This window comes from Coleofasciculus chthonoplastes PCC 7420, assembly GCF_000155555.1.
Taxonomy (GTDB): Bacteria; Cyanobacteriota; Cyanobacteriia; order Cyanobacteriales; family Coleofasciculaceae; genus Coleofasciculus; species Coleofasciculus chthonoplastes_A.
On the sequence record NZ_DS989868.1, the window covers coordinates 107,504 to 124,743 of the forward strand.

15 protein-coding genes and 3 pseudogenes are annotated in these 17,240 nt (G+C 47.4%); 11 read left to right on the top strand and 7 right to left on the bottom strand.

What is annotated here, in order from left to right; all coding sequences use genetic code 11:
* Positions 1 to 133: 133 nt before the first annotated feature.
* The 8 genes and pseudogenes from MC7420_RS41955 (at position 134) to MC7420_RS41965 (ending at position 5,855) form a co-directional block, all read left to right on the top strand.
* On the top strand, positions 134 to 1,099 hold the full coding sequence (locus MC7420_RS41955; RefSeq protein WP_198016588.1) for a hypothetical protein: 966 nt from the start codon (positions 134 to 136) through the stop codon (positions 1,097 to 1,099).
* Between the two features lie 12 nt (positions 1,100 to 1,111).
* Complete coding sequence (locus MC7420_RS29170; protein ID WP_006105001.1) at positions 1,112 to 2,095, top strand: glycosyltransferase family 2 protein; 984 nt, start codon at positions 1,112 to 1,114, stop codon at positions 2,093 to 2,095.
* Between the two features lie 240 nt (positions 2,096 to 2,335).
* Complete coding sequence (locus tag MC7420_RS29175; protein ID WP_006105063.1) at positions 2,336 to 2,917, top strand: serine O-acetyltransferase; 582 nt, start codon at positions 2,336 to 2,338, stop codon at positions 2,915 to 2,917.
* Positions 2,910 to 3,413, top strand: coding sequence for a serine O-acetyltransferase (locus MC7420_RS29180; RefSeq protein WP_006105025.1), 504 nt, complete (start codon positions 2,910 to 2,912; stop codon positions 3,411 to 3,413). Before MC7420_RS29175 ends, MC7420_RS29180 begins: the two co-directional genes overlap by 8 nt.
* Before the next feature lie 61 nt (positions 3,414 to 3,474).
* The gene (locus tag MC7420_RS29185) at positions 3,475 to 4,695 is read left to right on the top strand and encodes a glycosyltransferase family 2 protein (protein WP_006105069.1); all 1,221 of its coding nucleotides are present in this window, start codon (positions 3,475 to 3,477) and stop codon (positions 4,693 to 4,695) included.
* 440 nt (positions 4,696 to 5,135) lie between these two features.
* Positions 5,136 to 5,285 (top strand): annotated as a pseudogene (locus MC7420_RS44345) (glycosyl transferase); the annotation flags it as partial.
* Between the two features lie 121 nt (positions 5,286 to 5,406).
* On the top strand, positions 5,407 to 5,682 hold the full coding sequence (locus tag MC7420_RS41960; protein WP_006105030.1) for a ribbon-helix-helix domain-containing protein: 276 nt from the start codon (positions 5,407 to 5,409) through the stop codon (positions 5,680 to 5,682).
* Positions 5,679 to 5,855: a hypothetical protein gene (locus tag MC7420_RS41965; protein ID WP_198016589.1), complete on the top strand. Its 177-nt coding sequence runs from the start codon at positions 5,679 to 5,681 to the stop codon at positions 5,853 to 5,855. The genes MC7420_RS41960 and MC7420_RS41965 overlap by 4 nt, the downstream gene beginning before the upstream one ends.
* Here MC7420_RS41965 and sigC read toward each other — a convergent pair.
* The 5 genes from sigC to MC7420_RS29220 form a co-directional block, all read right to left on the bottom strand.
* Complete coding sequence (gene sigC, locus MC7420_RS29200) at positions 5,852 to 7,102, bottom strand: RNA polymerase sigma factor SigC (RefSeq protein ID WP_006105168.1); 1,251 nt, start codon at positions 7,100 to 7,102, stop codon at positions 5,852 to 5,854. The genes MC7420_RS41965 and sigC overlap by 4 nt on opposite strands.
* A gap of 853 nt (positions 7,103 to 7,955) precedes the next feature.
* Positions 7,956 to 8,933 (bottom strand): NAD-dependent epimerase/dehydratase family protein, encoded by a 978-nt coding sequence (locus MC7420_RS29205; protein WP_006105110.1) that lies wholly within the window; start codon positions 8,931 to 8,933, stop codon positions 7,956 to 7,958.
* A gap of 336 nt (positions 8,934 to 9,269) precedes the next feature.
* The gene (gene hemE, locus MC7420_RS29210; protein ID WP_006105115.1) at positions 9,270 to 10,331 is read right to left on the bottom strand and encodes a uroporphyrinogen decarboxylase; all 1,062 of its coding nucleotides are present in this window, start codon (positions 10,329 to 10,331) and stop codon (positions 9,270 to 9,272) included.
* A 65-nt stretch (positions 10,332 to 10,396) separates the two neighbouring features.
* On the bottom strand, positions 10,397 to 11,440 hold the full coding sequence (locus MC7420_RS29215; protein WP_006105086.1) for a S66 peptidase family protein: 1,044 nt from the start codon (positions 11,438 to 11,440) through the stop codon (positions 10,397 to 10,399).
* An 80-nt stretch (positions 11,441 to 11,520) separates the two neighbouring features.
* Complete coding sequence (locus MC7420_RS29220) at positions 11,521 to 11,991, bottom strand: tetratricopeptide repeat protein (RefSeq protein WP_006105119.1); 471 nt, start codon at positions 11,989 to 11,991, stop codon at positions 11,521 to 11,523.
* Between the two features lie 324 nt (positions 11,992 to 12,315).
* Between MC7420_RS29220 and MC7420_RS29225 the strand changes: the two genes are divergently transcribed.
* Complete coding sequence (locus MC7420_RS29225; protein ID WP_006105037.1) at positions 12,316 to 13,302, top strand: hypothetical protein; 987 nt, start codon at positions 12,316 to 12,318, stop codon at positions 13,300 to 13,302.
* 309 nt (positions 13,303 to 13,611) lie between these two features.
* Here the strand turns inward: MC7420_RS29225 and MC7420_RS29230 are convergent.
* Both MC7420_RS29230 and MC7420_RS29235 read right to left on the bottom strand, forming a co-directional pair.
* Positions 13,612 to 14,810, bottom strand: a pseudogene (locus MC7420_RS29230) (homocysteine biosynthesis protein).
* 54 nt (positions 14,811 to 14,864) lie between these two features.
* Complete coding sequence (locus tag MC7420_RS29235; protein WP_044210413.1) at positions 14,865 to 16,007, bottom strand: AI-2E family transporter; 1,143 nt, start codon at positions 16,005 to 16,007, stop codon at positions 14,865 to 14,867.
* A 364-nt stretch (positions 16,008 to 16,371) separates the two neighbouring features.
* Here MC7420_RS29235 and MC7420_RS29240 point away from each other — a divergent pair, with 364 nt between their 5' ends.
* Complete coding sequence (locus tag MC7420_RS29240; RefSeq protein WP_044210415.1) at positions 16,372 to 16,707, top strand: hypothetical protein; 336 nt, start codon at positions 16,372 to 16,374, stop codon at positions 16,705 to 16,707.
* A 251-nt stretch (positions 16,708 to 16,958) separates the two neighbouring features.
* Positions 16,959 to 17,240 (top strand): annotated as a pseudogene (locus MC7420_RS29245) (photosystem II chlorophyll-binding protein CP47); the annotation flags it as partial.

The following is a 17,240-nucleotide window of genomic DNA, read 5'->3' on the forward strand; positions in this document are numbered from 1 at the left end:
AGAAAACTTAAGAAGTAGTCCTCATAAACGCTATAAAGCTATAAGAACTGAAGATAAGCGCCAAGACCTAGAACCCTCTACTCAAAAAAAGTTAAGCTAAAAACAACCAATTTAAGAGTAATATCTTAGCCCAATGCCACAAAAACTAACCCGAAAACTGCGAAACCCAATCCCTTCCACACTTCCCAAGCCATGGGCTAAACGCGCCAGAAAACTGGCTCGCACCTTCGACCAAGTAATCGGCTGGCTACCATCCCACTGGCGATTGGGTAGCGTTGCCATGTTTCACGTCGGCAGATGCGGCAGTACCGTTGTTGGCAACCTACTTGACCAACACCCAAAAATCTACTGGGATGGTGAAGTTGTTTTCAGGCAGTATGGTTTCAACAAAGGTCAACTCAAACCCTTTGATACAAAGACATTCTTCCGTCAACAAATGCTGGTTGCGGGTAACCGCTTCTACGGCTTTGAGGTGAAAGTCCATCCTGAACAGCAACTGGCAATCCTCCATCAAACCCTACCCCAGCTAGTCAATGAACTCCCGGAACTAGGAATAGAACAGTTCATTGTTTTGGAGCGCAAAAACTACCTGCGGCGGATAATCTCAGCAATTCTTGGCTCTCAAACTAAAATTCGACATCTCAATTTGAAGAGCAAAGCTAAATTGACCCGGACACGAGTGGATTTGCACCAAGTAGCCTTTGGTATTGTCTACAATCCCAAGCCTTTAATCAATTGCTTAGAGGAAATCGATCAAACCTATCGCCAACTCGAATCACTTCTGGAGGACAAATCGTCACTTTGGCTGACCTACGAAGACGATATCCTTCCTGATCCCCGTATTGCCTATCGTAAGATATGCGAATTCATCCAAGTCGAGCCGATGGCGGTTGATATTCTCAACCAGCGAACGAATCCATTCCCCATCTGCGAAATTGTGGAAAATTACGACGAACTAGAAGCGATGTTGAAAGGAACTATAGCAATCCTAAATAGGATGCAACAAGCGAAAAGCTCGAAAGCCAGGTATAGCAAGGGTTTCATTTTTGAAAATTGCCACAACCTAAATAGGATTGCTATAAGTTCGAGTGGATGTTAACTGAATGAAAATATGACTCAACCTTATCATTCCTATCCCCTACTCGTAATCATCCTCAATTATCGCACCCCTGGTATGACTATCGATTGCCTCCACTCGGTAGTCAATGACGTTCAATCCCTACCCGGTACTCGCGTTGTTGTTACTGACAACGCTTCTGGCGACGGTTCAGTCGAGCAAATCAGCACCGCTATAAAAACCGAAGGTTGGGGGGATTGGGCATCCGTTATGCCATTAGATCACAACGGCGGTTACGCTTTCGGCAACAATGCCGCCATTCGTTCAGCCCTGGAGTCCACCAATTCCCCTCCCTACATCCTACTCCTAAACCCCGATACGATCGCACGCCCTAATGCCATCAAAACCTTAGTCAACTTCATGAACGAACATCCTGACGTAGGAATCGCCGGAAGTCGCCTAGAAGATCCCGATGGCACTCCCCAATGTTCAGCCTTTCGCTTTCACACCGCCCTGAGTGAACTTGATAGCAGTTTACGTCTTGGTTTAGTCTCAAAAGTCTTGACAAAATGGGTCGTGTGGCCCCCCGTTCCCGAACAAGCTTGTCCCACTGACTGGGTCGCGGGTGCTAGTATGATTATTCGTCGAGAAGTATTCGAGCAGGTGGGCTTACTTGATGAAGCCTACTTCATGTACTACGAAGAAATGGACTTTTGCCTACAAGCAAAAAAAGCAGGTTGGAGTTGCTGGTATGTTCCCGAAAGTCGGGTTGTCCACCTAGTTGGACAAAGTTCGGGTGTTACCGACACTAAACGCCCACCGAAACGCCGCCCCCAATACTGGTTTGATTCCCGACGACGGTATTTTATCAAAAATTACGGTTGGCTGTATGCCTCCTGTGCTGATATTTTTTGGGCTTCAGGGTTTACCCTGTGGCGCTTGCGCCGGGTAGTTCAACGGAAACCCGATACTGATCCGCCCCAACTCCTGGGAGATTTTCTCCGCAATAGCGTGTTCCTCAAAGGCGGTGTATCATAGTGTCACGCCAGTAGGGGCACGTTAATATCCATCCGTGTCAACTTAAGCTAAACCCCTCACCCCCAGCCCCTCTCCCACCCTGGGGAGAGGGGAGCAAGGAGTTCCAGCCATGGCGATTGGAAATCGCGGCTAGACAAACAAAGTCCGCCTACGCGGACTAATCCAGAGGTGTGGAAACCCGCGCAGGCGGGTTTCGTTTGTGTAGCTGCGGTTTTAACCGCCCCGTTAACAAGAAAAACTATGGTCACGCAACCAGATATACAAACCATCGCCAAAGAATCAGTCCTTAACAATCTCGGACTCTGGCAACAAATCAAAGAAGACTGGATTGCCCACGATCGCGACTGGACTCGACCGGGATTCCGCGCCGTTGCGATTCAGCGCTTTGGAGTCTGGCGTATGCAAATTCAACCCAAACTCTTACGAGCGCCGTTTAGCATTCTTTACCGGGCATTATATCGCAAAATGCGTAATACCTATGGCATAGAATTACCCTATAGCGTTCAACTGGGTCGTCGTGTGATCATCGAACATCAACATGGAATTGTGATTCACGGCGATTGTACAATTGGCGATGATTGTATTATCCGTCAAGGCGTTACCCTAGGCAATCGCTACGTAGATCATCCATTCGATGCCCCAAAAATAGGGAATCGCGTTAACGTTGGTGCGGGTGCGAAAATCTTTGGTAACGTAACTATCGGTGATGATGCTAATATTGGCGCTAACGCCGTCGTGCTTTGTGATGTCCCCGCAGGCGCAACAGCCGTTGGCGTACCTGCTAAGATCATAAAATCCCGAAACACTCAGGACAATGGTTAAATCCGTCACTGTCCCCAACATTTCTGCAACAGAACCCGATTGGAGTCGCGAACAACTGCGCCGCTGGTGGGACCCTAGCCGCCAACTCCTCAAATCTATCCGTGCGTATCAAAAATGGCATGCAAAAGGAGGAATTATTGCCGGATTACTGCGCCGGATTAACGTCCTACAGCACCGCTTCTGGAGTGTTGTCACGGCTGCTGATATTCCCATAGATTGCCAGCTTGGCGGCGGACTACTCCTGACCCATCCAACTGGTGTGGTAATTCATCCCAAGGCTTCGATTGGACCCAACTGCCTAATTCTACAACAGGTTACCGTTGTCAGCGGCGTTAAAATTGGTGGTCATGTGGATATCGGTGCTGGCGCCAAAATCCTGCGCCAAGTTACGATTGGCGATCATGCCAAAATAGGGGCGAATGCTGTCGTGCTTTGTGACGTACCCGCAGGCGCAACAGCCGTGGGAGTTCCGGCAAAAATTATCACCCATCTCTAGTCTGGACTCAATACACAATCAGATAAAAACAGAGAATAATTCAAAAAAAGGTTTTAAACCTATGGTTACTAATCAGCCACTGTTTCTCCTGATCCAGATTATCCTACTCGCGATCGCCTTGGCATTGCTTATCCCCATTGCTACTCTGTTGATTGAATGCATGGCAGCGTTCTTCCTACCACGCCGAGACAAACAAGAGAAGCCAGCCCCCCGCCCCAAGGTGACGATTTTAATACCAGCACACAACGAAGCCTCTGATATTACTGCTACTCTGAAGACCATACTCCCTCAGTTAACTGACTCAGACCGACTTATCGTCATTGCTGATAACTGTACCGACAACACAGCCGAGGTTGTGCGTCAAGTCGGCGCAACGGCGATTGAACGAGAGAATCCGGATTTGAGGGGTAAAGGGTACGCCTTAGATTACGGCTTACGCTGCATTGAGACAAAACCCCCTGACGTACTGGTATTCGTTGACGCCGACTGCCAAGTTAGTCCCGGTTCAATTGATAAAATCGCCCGACTAGCAGCGGCTTCAGAACGCCCGGTTCAAGCCACCTACCTGATGACTCAGCCAGACAATCCTGGAGTCAACGATTTGATCTCAACTTTATCACTGCGGGTGAAAAACTTAGTCCGTCCCGTCGGACTCACCCGACTGGGATTACCTTGTTTGTTGATGGGTTCAGGGATGGCATTACCGTGGTCACTGATGAGTAAGATCTCCTTAGCAGGATGTAAAACCGTGGATGATATGCAGTTGGCTGTGGATTTAGCCATTGCTGGACATCCGCCCTTATTTTGCCAAGACGCCCACGTCCAAGGGCGTCTGATGAAAGATAAAGCCGCCAAAAGCCAAAAAGCCCGTTGGGAACATGGTCACTTAGAAATGCTGTTCACTGAAGTTCCTCGACTGCTAAAAGAATTTATCTCTCAAAGACGGTGGGATCTATTCGCCCTCGCCCTAGAACTCGCTGTACCCCCCCTTTCGCTGTTACTCTTAATCTGGGCAGCCGCTACAGGAGGAGCATTCGTAGCGGCAGTATTGGGAGTATCCTGGATACCAGGGATGGTGTTGGGATTAGAGGGACTACTGATTCTGATCTCCGTTATTGGATCTTGGGCTAAGTTTTGCCGTGCCGATATACCAGGACGGACGCTTTTGGCTGTTCCCTTTTACATTCTCTGGAAGGTTTCCCTCTACCCGGCTTTTCTAATCAAGCCTCAGAGTCGCTGGTTAAAAACCGAACGGGATACAGTGGATGTAACTGAGTCGTGATTAGCGATCGCGTAGGAATTAAGTTTCTCCGGGACTTAGAATGTTATTTACCGATGAAACTGCCGCGATCGCACGTCAGTTAGGCGCAATGGTAATGCCAGGATACAGAACGCCAAGGTAAAGGATATGCCTTAGACTACGGGATAAAGTACTTAGGGTCTGCTGAATTAATCTGGAAGCTATACTATACAAGGGTTCCAATCCCTTTTTTCACCCAGAAAGTGCAAGGTTTTTACACCCTTGAGTTCAAAATCCTTGGATTTTTACCTCCGTGATCGCAGGATCTTCCCCTGGCAGGGGGTTGAAACTGTTGCCTGTTGCCTGTTGCCTGTTGCCTCTCGCCACCACAAGACTTATTCAGCAGCCCCTACTTAGCCACAGACTCACCCGATATCGTGGTACTCATGGATGCTGACTGTATCGTACATGAAGGCGCGATCGCTAAAGTTACTGGATGTCTCCCCCAGCAGCAGGACGCCGCTAAAACTCAACGCACCCGCTGGGAACATGGACACTTACAAACCTTACTCACCCAAGTCCCTCAACTCCTTTCCCAGTCTGTGATTCAGCGACGGATTGATTTATTCGCGTTTCTATTCCCAATTTAAATGCATGACAGCTTAGGAAGGATAAACCTGTAGTGCGAGCATCTTGCTCGCTACCTATTCCTTAGTAAAAATTAACAAGGTATAAGGTATAAGGTAAAAATCAATGAATGTGTCTTTAACTCCAGAACTAGAACAGTTTATTCAACGTCAGGTTAATGCAGGAAAATACAATTCACCAGAGGAAGTAGTTATTAAAGGTATCCAGTTATTAGCAATTATGGAACGTTTCTCACAAGGAAGCGTTGAAGTATTACAACCAACACAACCCAAAACAGAATGGATGCCTGGTTTTTTTGAAGAAGTGATTGGAGGTTGGGTAGGAGAACCCCTAATCCGCGAACCGCGAGGAGAGTATGAGACAAGGGAGACGCTATTTTGACTTACCTGCTTGATCTGAATATTTGTATTCGCTGGTTAAATAATACGAGTCCATCGGTTAGGACACACCTAGCAGCGGAAAAACCTGACACCATTTATTGGTTATTGGTGTACTGTCGTACCTGTAGAGACGCGCCATGGCGCGTCTCTACAATGTGTGGGGAACTCCCTTAACTCAACGCTTCCAGATAATCCCGCACCCGATTCCGCCGCTTGGGTTGACGTAACTTCTGCAACGCCTTCGCCTCAATTTGCCGCACCCGTTCGCGAGATAGTTCCAGCGCCCGCCCAATCTCAGCCAAGGAATAGGGATGTCCATCGCCTAAACCAAACCGCATACAAATCACATCCCGTTCACGACTGGTTAAATCAGCTAGGAGTTGCTGTAAATCCCGCTGTAAAGCCTCGCGCATCAACACGTCTTCTGGGGAGGTTTCCTCGGTTTCCAGCAAATCCCCCAGTTCTGTATCCTTCTCCTTGCCAACTTTAATCTCCAAGGAAACCGATCGCGGAACTCGCATCAGCACTTCCCGTACCTGGGGCGCATCCATTTCCAACTCTTTGGCGATATCCTCAATCGTGGCGGTGCGCCCTTGTTCCTGAGAAATCTTCCGCTGGGCTTTCTTAATCTTGTTCAGCTTTTCGGTAATGTGGACGGGTAAGCGAATCGTCCGGCTTTGAGTCGCGATCGCACGAGTAATTCCCTGACGAATCCACCAATAGGCATAGGTACTAAACCGATACCCTTTCGTCGGATCAAATTTCTCAACTGCCCGTTCTAATCCCAAGGTTCCTTCTTGAATCAAATCCAGCAGTTCTAGCCCGCGATTTTGATACTTTTTCGCCACCGACACCACCAGGCGCAGGTTGGCTTTAATCATGTGTTCTTTCGCCTGCAATCCTTCGGCTTGAACTTGTTCCAGTTCCTTAACCGTCAGTTCCGCTAACTCCGCCCAGCGCTGTTTCCCTTTTACTAGACTTGGCTTCAGGGTAGCCACATCCACTCCAGCAGTTGTCGCCCAGCGTTCTAAGGAGGGACGATGACCTAACTGAGAGGCTAAACGGTCATGGGTTTCGATTAAATGAACGAAATGCTCAATAACTGGCTCCTCTGGTGTGGCGAACTTAGCTCGCAAGTCCAATAATCGCATATAGCGCTGAACTTTTTGAGCTTCTGATACTTCTTCATCTCGTCTCAATAAACGAACCCGACCGATTTCTTGAAGATATAGCCGCACCAAATCTGTGGTACGGCGGTTGGCACTTTTAGCAAAGCTAGTCGTGTCGATATCCTCTTCTATATCTGGATCAACGAATTCATCCACAGAATTGTCTATATCGCCGTGGTTATCCTGCAAATCCAAGCTGTAGGTAGGTTGGTCGTGGTCGAATTCAGTGTCGGCAAAAGGAGTGGCTGGCATAGTGATCTCTTAGATTACGACCGATAACGACACTTGAGCGAAGTGTGTCATCACTTAATTACTAGAATTCCCACCCTTGATGACCGGATAACAGCGTTTTCCGTTTTTCTCACCGCGAAGGGTTACCTGTTTTCCAGGAAACCCTTACTGAGATTTACTGCTAACGCATCGCCCCAGTTTCCGTTTTTACAGAATTCTCCGCATTTTGGGCTTAAAATCTGTCTCAGGTTAGATGACTGGGCTTCTCCTCTAGCAGATAGTATACGCGATACCCTCTTGGGGAATGAGTGACCTTTGTCAAAGGCTGTATTAATCTACATCACCCATGGGACGGATTCCTGAAAGATTATTGAGATTTGTTTAGGAAACCGTTTGTTGACCGGGGTATCGCCTGCGAAACCTGAATGGAGAGCAGGGGTTCATACTGCTAATTCCATCTCTTTCTATTCCATTGTATAGAACAATGAATAGGTAATAGGTAACAATTTACATTTACATTTTGAAGTCGGGTGTTGGGTGTTGGGTGTGGGGAGAAACCAAAGTCCTTGAAGTTCCCTCCCCTTGGCAAGGGGAGGGTTAGGGAGGGGTTAGATCAAGGTATCGCTTTTTTTGGGCTTAAGGTCAGTGCAGGGCGCACGTTGGTAAAGGGCGCAAGTCGGTCATTAGTGTCAACTTAAGGTAGAAAACCAATGCTGGCAAGGTTTTCACCCTCATCCCCTAACCCCTTCTCCCACCGTGGGGAGAAGGGGAACCGGACTCTCTTGCTCCCCTCTCCCAAGCTTGGGAGAGGGGCTGGGGGTGAGGGGTTGAGCTTAAGTTGATTAAGTTGACACGGATGCACGTCGGTGCGCCCCTACGGAAGACCACTGATTTTCAACACGTCACTCAGGGTGGGACAGTACGTCGGTAAACCGAATGTATCGGGATTCACTGGGTTTTGATAACTAAAATGGCGATAATTGAGGCAAAATCGATCCCACGCCGCCATCTGAATCCGAAATAAGATAATTAATAGATTCGCTAGTCCAATCGATAAGGGGACGCGAACATAAATTTTTTTACCTAAATACGTACAGACTTCCTCTACCGCTTGATTAACAGTGAGGCGCGTATTTCCTAAGACTAAACGATTTGTCGATAATCCTTCACCGGTTTTAGTGGTCAATTCCTGACTAGGAGGATGATCAACCAGATATAGCACTACCTGAGCTATATCCTGGGCGTGCATAAAGTGGAAACTGCCATCGGCTTTGAACCAACGAATCAAGTCCATCCATTTGACTACATCCTTAATCCCTGATGAAATATGGGAGTAAGGTTTGCGTTCATCTCCCCCCAATACCAACGTGGGAAACACTGTAGTAATTTTAGGCGCGATCGCGAGTTTTGAGAGTTGCTGTAAACAGTCGTATTTAGAACGGATATAATCGGTTCCCAGTTGACCGGCTTGTTTGAGTAATTGGTTCTGCTGATTGAGAATGCTAGCGGTGGAAAAGTAAATCACCTGTTCACAACGTTGAGTATCCAGCAAATCCAGCAATCGCAGGGTTTTGACCACATTAATATCAAAAACTTCCTGGACTCCCCCCCAAGCTGTTGCTGCCAAAATTGCTACATCTACAGTTTTGAGCAAATCGCGAAAGTGATCAATCTGCCGTAAATCAGCTTGACAAATCGTAATCCCCGGACGAGCATGATAGTCAAATCCTAATTTATCGGGATTTCTGACCAATAAATACAACTCGTGATCCGTGTGTTGAATTAAACTTTCGGCGACATACTGACCGATGCAACCACTCGCACCGGTCATAAAGATTCGCTTGGGAGTCATTTGATTTTAGATTTTTTGATAATCTGATCCTAACTCAACCGATATGACATTATGTAAATATTAGGCTTGTAGTAGGGACATTGGTCCCTAGATTCCGTTGAGTCACATCTGGGTGATGGACGAAACGACAATAGTGAAATCCTACCTCTACCTTTGGAAAGGGCGGGTTTTGAATCAACGTTATCATCAATAGCGACACGAAAGCCCCTAAACCCGCCCCTACAGACGCGCAATGTCCGACAGACGTAGGGGTTCTCGCCTTCGTGTCCAGATGTATAGGTTTTCTGTCAACATAGCAGCACTAAGGCTTCGCCTAATCCCCTGTTCCCCAATCTCTTACGCATGAACGGTGAGCAATTGATCAACCTGTTTGGCTGTTTCAAAGAAGAACCTGACATTATCTTCTGGAGTTCCCGGTAAGACACCATGACCCAAATTAAAGATATGACCTCGGTTCCCCGCTTTACGAATCGTATCCAAAATGCGATCGCGGATAAAATCCTGTGACCCAAATAACACCCCTGGGTCCATGTTCCCCTGAACGTTCATTTTATAGCCTAACCGCTGTCGCGCTTCTGCCATATCCACCGTCCAGTCTACGCTGATAATATCTACGCCAGATTTACCCATGCGCTCTAAGATCCCTGCACTCCCACTGATATACAAAATCAGAGGCGTATCAGGATGGGTGGCTTTTACTTGCTCAACCACGCGCTGCTGATAGGGTAAGGCAAAGGTATCGTAGTCTTGAGGACTCAGTTGACCCGCCCAGGAATCGAACAATTGCACGACTTGGGCACCATTATCAATTTGATAGCGTACATAAACCGCGATCGCATCCGCTATTTTCCCCAGAAACTCGTGCAGCATGGCAGGTTGGGAAAATGCCATTCCTTTAATAATCGAGTAATTCTTGGAACTTTTGCCCTCAATCGCATAAGCGGCTAATGTCCAAGGCGCACCGACAAAGCCTAAGACAGCGGCTTCGTTCCCAACTTCCTGGCGCAGCGCTTGTAATATCTCCCCGACAAATGTTAATTTTTCTAACTCTAAGGGATGAAGCCCGTCAATTTGTGCTTGAGAGCGAATCGGCGGATCTATAATCGGACCTTTGCTTTCCACAATATCAAAGGGAATACCGACTCCGGGTAGAGGCGTGAGGATATCAGAAAATAGAATCACACCATCTGGACGAAAAGCCTTCCAGGGTTGGAGAGAAATTTCAATAGCAATTTCGGGAATTTCGGAGCGTTCCCGGAAACTGGGATACTTATCGCGTAAATCCCGATAGGCTTTCATATATCGACCCGCCTGTCGCATCATCCACACAGGCGGACGTTCTAATTTTTCACCACGAGCGGCTCGTAATAAATAAGGAACCTGGGTTAACCCAGCCATACTAGACCTACCCTATACAAAGTTTTCAGCGCTCTGTTAGCTTACCATTGCGGGCTGACAATTATTTATGAAGTTTTCCAACATAAGGTTCCCTGATCCCCATCCAGTTCAACCCAGCGTCCCACAGGCAAAGCCGCGTTGACCCCATCATGACCAAAGGGCAACTCGGATACAATCGGGATATCAAGATCCATTAAGCGATCGCGTAACACCTCTTCAACCGTCCAACTTGGCACATTCTGGGGAGGATGGCAGCGGCTAAACCGTCCCAAGGCAATACCCTTAACCTTTTGTAACATGCCACTCATCCGCCACTGGGTCAACAGGCGGTCAATTCGATAAGGCGCTTCTGTCACATCTTCTAACGCCAGAATTGCCCCATCTAGCGGGGGTAGAATCGGCGTACCCAGTACATGAGTTGCCACAGTCAGATTCCCTGGCAAAAGCCACCCCCTAACCTTACCGCCGCCCCAACCCTTCCCGGTTAAAGGTGACAGAGGGCGTCCTTCTACACAGTCAAATAAGCGATTCAGCGACCATTCCGGTTCACTAGCTAACGTGGTTAAGACTGGAGCATGAACACTGCCAATTCCTACTCCAGCGAGACTCCACAGCAGACAGGTGATATCAGAAAACCCAATCAGCCATTTTGGGATAGAGGATTTTGCCTCAAGACTCTCATCAGCTCTAATTTTATCTCCCCCAGCTCCCCCAGCTCCCCCAGCTCCCCCAGCTCCCCCAGCTCCCCCAGCTCCCCCAGCTCCCCCAGCTCCCCCAGCTTCCCCAGCTTCCCTGCTCAATATTACCGGGGAAGTCCACGTCCAGTTTTCCAGAAGACGGGCGCTACCATAGCCACCTCGAATACAAAGAATTCCCCGACAGTCTGGGTCATACCAAGCGGCGGCTAACTGCTGACGTCGTTGGTTATCTGTACCAGCAAGGTAGCCATCCCTAGCATCCCAATTGGTTGGTAATTCAACCCGATAGCCTCGGCGACGCCAAATTTCCACTCCCTGATAGAAGGCGTCAACCTCTCGTAACGCCCCACTCGGAGCAATCACCCGGAGTAAATTACCTGGTTGTAAAGGACTAAGTTGATTGATGTTCACCAAATTTACCTCACCTCACTGTAGAGACGTAGCATGCTATGTCTCTACATATCCCCATCTTCCCCATCTGCTAATACCCCCTAACTCAACCGCGCCGTGCATTCCAGAATAAACTTTTGATTAATTAAAGAATAGGGTTGAATGTCCAACGCCTTGCGAAAGGCTGTAATTGCCGCTTGATAATCTCCTAACGCCATATAACACAATCCCAAACCATGCAGCGCCCCAAAATGAATGGGATTAAGCCGGATAACCTGCTGACAATCGTCCCTTGACTTTTGATACTGTTTAAGTATGTAGTAAAGAACGGCTCGTCGATTCCAAGCTTCGGCAAAATCAGGTTGCTCTCTAATAATCTGGGTCAGCAGAGCTTCAGCTTGAGCTGTTTCCCCACGTTCTAATAACATCTGTGTCCGCCCTAGCCGTTCCATGCCGGAGATGCCCTTTTGATAGAACCAGATACGCCAGAGTTCTTCGGTTGCCTGCTTGCGGACGTTTTCATCAGGGTTTTTTAGGTTCTCCAGTAAGGAATTGATGGATGATTCACTCATCTCTTGTCCTCTTAACTATTGTGTAACGCATTACTCAGATTTATCGCCACTCCCCTATTTTCCCGCCAAAATTTGAATAGAGTGCAGATTGCTGCGAGTAAAGATTCCATAAACTTTGCGGATGTACCAGTCTTATGACTGCATTTTGTAAAATGGGCAGACTGATACTGAGTTTCCTTACGTTGTTAATTTTCGGTGGAAACATAGCTAGGAGAGTCATTCCAGCTATTGCACCACTCCAGTAAGGATGTTGAACAAACTAAAATTCAAGCAGTCAGTCCAAATCTCCCACAAGGGAATGTGTCTCCGCCGCTAGGAGGTTATATGAGTCCTTCTGTGAATCGGTCTACCGACTCACCCCAGTCTTCTGGTGAAAATCTACCAGAAGCATCCAGTGTGCAACCGCCACACTCAGCCCCACCCAATGGCAATTCTGAAAACGTGACTAACTCATCTACTACAACGGATTCAACCGGGACAATGCCATCAGATGTCCAACGACAAAAACCCATTCCTCCGCCCAGTGAACCCATGCAGTACCGAGCAATCGGGCTGATTCGGGGAAAATATATGCCCTCTCAAGAGCAATTGACAAGGGGTACTCTACTGGCAGATGACGGTACCTTAATTGATGCCGTCTTACTGGGTCGGGTCATGAGTTTGGTGAAAAACCATCTCGATTTAGCTCTATCCCATCTTTGGGTCGTTTATCCTCGCACGAGACAACAAGACGGAAATTTGCACGTCCAAATTGTCGGTGTTTGGGAACCGGAAACACTCAATCAAGATCAAACGACGGCTTCAGAATCAACCGACTCGCCACCGGAAGAGTCAACCCCTGAGGCACAAACGTCTCCAGATCATCCTCAACCTGAACCAACTGAGCAATTACCAGAAGGTTACTTTTCAATTCGGGGTCAAGTCATTTACCAGTCGCGGGAGAATGAAGACGTTATTGTCAAAATCAAGCAGTCTCCCCGCAGAGAATCAGAGAAAACCAAATTTTTCAAGCTTCAGCTCAAGGGATTGCTGGGGGAAAAGGTGATTAATCACTTTTGGGATTTGCACGTCAAACTGCATACCAATACCCTGATGATTGAGGAAGGCAATGATATTGGTATTGTTCATGCACCCAAAAGGCGATCAAATAAGTTTCGTCCACGCAAAGGGTCAAGACCTAAAAAGAGTTTTCCCCGTCGTGGTTCGGGCGAAGATAGTTCGACAACAGGAAAAAGAACCTCACCCAAGCGTTCAGAACCCTTATCCAAACCAGTTCAACGTAAGGACAAGCCAGGTACAGATAATTCCTAAGAGGGATTCCTGATTAGGACGTGAGCCAGATTATGCCGCCCATCCTGCGCTTCACCGATGAGGTAGAAGTAGTAGTTAGGGGCGGCTATGAGGAAATTAACAATAAAGTGTTAATATAACAAAGGACAAATGACAGATGACAGATGACTGCTAATCCCACGACCTAAAGTTGTGGGATTAGTTTACAAAATAGCGAAGGTGAAAGCCCTCGTGATTTATCCGAGAGACGAAGCGTTCGACGGCTCGACTGAGCGCTCGCCGAAGTCTGAGGGCTCGCCGAACGTCCGAAGTCCGAGATCCGGGGGAGCGTCAATCTATACTCAGTTGAGAACCCCAGCGGTCTTGAGGCAGAAAGGAACGATCCATGGGAATGGATGCTACGGGTTCGGTAAGCGTAAACTCGCCCCTTTCAATCCATTGCTTTAATTCCAAAGCAACTTGCCGTGACCGAAATACACTTGCTAAAGGTGCTGTCCGCACAGAGTTGCCGTCAATAGTAATGCGCCCCTGCTTCAACTGGGCATAGCTGACTAATCCGAAGGTGGGGCGAACGCGACGGGGAATCGAGAAATCAACCACTGGGGCGACAATATCCTGATCCGATACAGCACAATGCTGAATCACCTCTTCACTCAAGACAGGTAAGGGTACACCAACGCCCAACATCAGAGACGGACCATAATTTTTAAAGTAGCAACCCCGTACCCACTTGGGATTCATCTGCTTGGCATCTCCAATTAACGCCAATGTAGCGGCTGGACCAATGGGGGTATGATTGGGAAGACGTTTCTGGAGGGGAAAATGTTGAGTTCCTTCCCAAGCGATGTACCCAATACCCCCACCCAAGAAAATTTGCGTACCAATCCCAATCAGCTTGAGTTCGGGATCGTTAAGTAGCGGGGAAATTGCTCCCGGATTGGAGTAGACTGCATTGCCTAATCTGGGCTGGAGCGGACCAAGATAAGTGTACAAGAGGCGATCGCCCCCATTGACGCCGACGATAAAATTTTGATAGAGATTGCGCGGATTGTAGAGATAGAACTGGTTAATCGTTTCGCGAGTAATCGTCGTATCACAAGAGGCTCTAGGATAACAGTCAGTCATCTGTCCAATCGCCCGCAATTGCACGGGTTTACCGGCAATCAAGTCTTCAATGACATGAGAACCACCCCGTTCTCTAGATCCTCGATCTCTGGCAGATCTCCCATATCGGTAGAGTCCACAACTTGAGTCGCGCCTAAATACAAATCCACCGCACCAAAGCCAGCATAAGCAGGTACACCATCTAACCAGCATTTACGAATCTTAATCGGGGGGTCTGTGTGACCTAAATTAATAATCGCGCCCGATGACTCCATTGGCTCAAATGTACCTGTGGTAATCACATCGACTTTCTTAGCCGCCTGGGTGACACCGATATCGGCGACTTGCGCTTTTAATTCCTCGACCGTCCAGACGACTGCACGACGATGGTGAATTTTATCATTGATTTCAGCTAGGGTTCGCACGATAAAAAGTTGTTATTCGTCATTGGTCATGGTTCATTGTTGATTGTTCATGGTTCATTGGTAATCCTCTTCCCCAGCTTCCCCAGCTTCCCCAGCTCCCTCATCCCTTACCATATCAGCAGTGGGAGAAACAGCAAACGTTGTTGCCACAGGTTGAGCATCCTTGTGACTCGGATGACGCCATTCGTCAAGAATATCGTGGACGAGAACCTCCTTGAGCCAAACCTGAGCCACTACTGTTAGGGGAAGGGCTAATAATAATCCTATAAATCCAAAGAAGGTGACGAAAAATAACTGGGCGAGCAATGTTATAGCGGGTAGCAGGGATACCTGTTGCGCCATGACTAACGGTGTGAGTAAATTACTTTCAACCTGCTGAATCACAATATATAGAATCAATACAGCAATGGCTTTCCAGGGCGAATCTAGCAGCGCGATCGCAATAGGTGGGATCACACTCACGACGGGTCCAAGATTAGGAATAAATGTTAAAATCCCTGCCAACGTAGCTTGTGCCAGTGCTAGGGGAATTCCCAACAACAGTAAGCCGAAAAAACTTAACAACGAAATGACTGCCATATTAAATAGAATACCCGCCAGCCATCCCCGTAACGATTCATTACACCGCTGCAAAATTTCATCAACTCGACGCCGATAGAATGACGGAAAAAGGCGAATAAAGCTTTTTCGGTAAGGGTGAGGATCGGCAAGGAGCATCAGTGTTAATACCAGAACAAGCAAACTATTCAGGAGGACACCCAAAGCATTATTGAAAAACGTGAATCCGCCCCCTAATACCCGATTAATCAAGGGAGGAAGCTGTTGTAGTAATTGGTTAATATCTGGGATATACTGATCAAGTAATCCCGATGAAATATCTGCTTCTAAAGCTTCTATCCACTCGCTTAATTGTTCTATACCCTGAGGAACTAACTCACTCAGTTGTAAAAATTGTTCGGCAAAAGGAGGGACAATTAGGAAGTAAAATCCGACCAAAATGCACAGGAGGAGAAAAAGCGAAAGCAGAACCGCAAAAAAACGCTGCATTCCAGATCGCTGGAATCGTTCTACCAGAATATTTAAGGCATTAGATATCACAATTGCGGCAAATATAAGCATGATAATCTGCCTAATTTGCCACAAAACAAATAGTGAAATGATAAAAACCAGTATGCCAATCCATTTACCCAGACTCATTGCCCAACCTCCAAGCTATTCTGATTTAATCATGCTTGAAAATGGGAAAGCTAAGTATCTGGACACAAATTTTAAATTTTGTTACCTGAGTTAAGAATTGTAAAATTTTACGAGTCTCTTGTTCCTGTTCCCCGTCCCCTTGTCCTCACGCTTAACTTCAATTGTGTCCGACTTCCTATTGGCTATTAATTTGGTCAAACCCGCCCTTATCTCCCCCATCTGTGCCTATCTCCCCCATTTTCCCTGATCGAACTAATCTGCCTGATCTGGCCCATCTCTCTTATCATCAATACAGACTGAAACAAAAAAACAACTTTTGCCATGATGCACTAGAACACAAATTCTATAGTGTAATGTAATACAAATGTCTGTAAAGTACTTTTTTCTATCCGATGGCTGGACTGTGGGACGAGTTTGGGAGTTTGGAGGACTTTGGAATGTCAATGCTTGGCGACGGGAACCCGAAATCATCCGCCTCAACCTTTGCATCTTGGAACAGGGGGAAAAGTTATGGCTATATCGGGTTGAGGATGCGGTATTGATGGTAGAAGTTAAACCGACACCGGATGCTTCACCCCAATCCGCCAAAACTATTGGTCAAGTTGTCCTCAAACGCTTGATGAGTGCAGAACAAGTGGTTGAGCGATTGACCACAGCGCCGAGTGTTTTGAATCTCTCCTCAGAAACTAGCGATGGGTGATCAGCGATTGGGTAGAGACGTAGCATGCTACGTCTCTACGTTGGGTCAAAACGTCCCCTGTGCTTGCAATCGTTTCTAACAAAAGTTACACTTCTTTAAAGTCAAGACTAACCCGCCTAGCTGTTTGAAACATGAAGGATAACCGGAAAAGGTCATCAGTTCACGCTTTTAGGCGGGTAAGATCAATTTCTAACATCTTTAGCAAAAGAAGCGTCAAAGTAGAAACTCTATCTCTAGGAGGAGCGTAGTCGATGGGACTACCGTGGTATCGAGTACATACAGTCGTCCTGAATGATCCAGGGCGTCTGATTGCTGTGCATTTGATGCACACTGCCCTTGTGGCAGGCTGGGCTGGTTCGATGGCTTTATACGAACTAGCCACATTTGATCCGAGTGATCCAGTCCTCAACCCCATGTGGCGTCAAGGAATGTTCGTGATGCCGTTCATGGCGCGTTTAGGGGTCACTGAATCCTGGCGGGGTTGGAGTATTAGTGGCGAAACAGCGACAGATGTCGGCTTTTGGTCATTGAAG

Excerpts from the sequence above, each read along its gene's own strand:
- MC7420_RS29235 (WP_044210413.1), bottom strand. The coding sequence starts at position 16,007 with ATGAGTCTGGGTAAATGGATTGGCATACTGGTTTTTATCATTTCACTA.
- sigC (WP_006105168.1), bottom strand. The coding sequence starts at position 7,102 with ATGCCAGCCACTCCTTTTGCCGACACTGAATTCGACCACGACCAACCT.
- MC7420_RS29185 (WP_006105069.1), top strand. The coding sequence starts at position 3,475 with ATGGTTACTAATCAGCCACTGTTTCTCCTGATCCAGATTATCCTACTC.
- MC7420_RS29180 (WP_006105025.1), top strand. The coding sequence starts at position 2,910 with ATGGTTAAATCCGTCACTGTCCCCAACATTTCTGCAACAGAACCCGAT.
- MC7420_RS41955 (WP_198016588.1), top strand. The coding sequence starts at position 134 with ATGCCACAAAAACTAACCCGAAAACTGCGAAACCCAATCCCTTCCACA.
- MC7420_RS29240 (WP_044210415.1), top strand. The coding sequence starts at position 16,372 with ATGTCTGTAAAGTACTTTTTTCTATCCGATGGCTGGACTGTGGGACGA.
- MC7420_RS29205 (WP_006105110.1), bottom strand. The coding sequence starts at position 8,933 with ATGACTCCCAAGCGAATCTTTATGACCGGTGCGAGTGGTTGCATCGGT.
- MC7420_RS29220 (WP_006105119.1), bottom strand. The coding sequence starts at position 11,991 with ATGAGTGAATCATCCATCAATTCCTTACTGGAGAACCTAAAAAACCCT.
- MC7420_RS29170 (WP_006105001.1), top strand. The coding sequence starts at position 1,112 with ATGACTCAACCTTATCATTCCTATCCCCTACTCGTAATCATCCTCAAT.
- hemE (WP_006105115.1), bottom strand. The coding sequence starts at position 10,331 with ATGGCTGGGTTAACCCAGGTTCCTTATTTATTACGAGCCGCTCGTGGT.
- MC7420_RS29175 (WP_006105063.1), top strand. The coding sequence starts at position 2,336 with ATGGTCACGCAACCAGATATACAAACCATCGCCAAAGAATCAGTCCTT.
- MC7420_RS29225 (WP_006105037.1), top strand. The coding sequence starts at position 12,316 with ATGAGTCCTTCTGTGAATCGGTCTACCGACTCACCCCAGTCTTCTGGT.
- MC7420_RS41960 (WP_006105030.1), top strand. The coding sequence starts at position 5,407 with ATGAATGTGTCTTTAACTCCAGAACTAGAACAGTTTATTCAACGTCAG.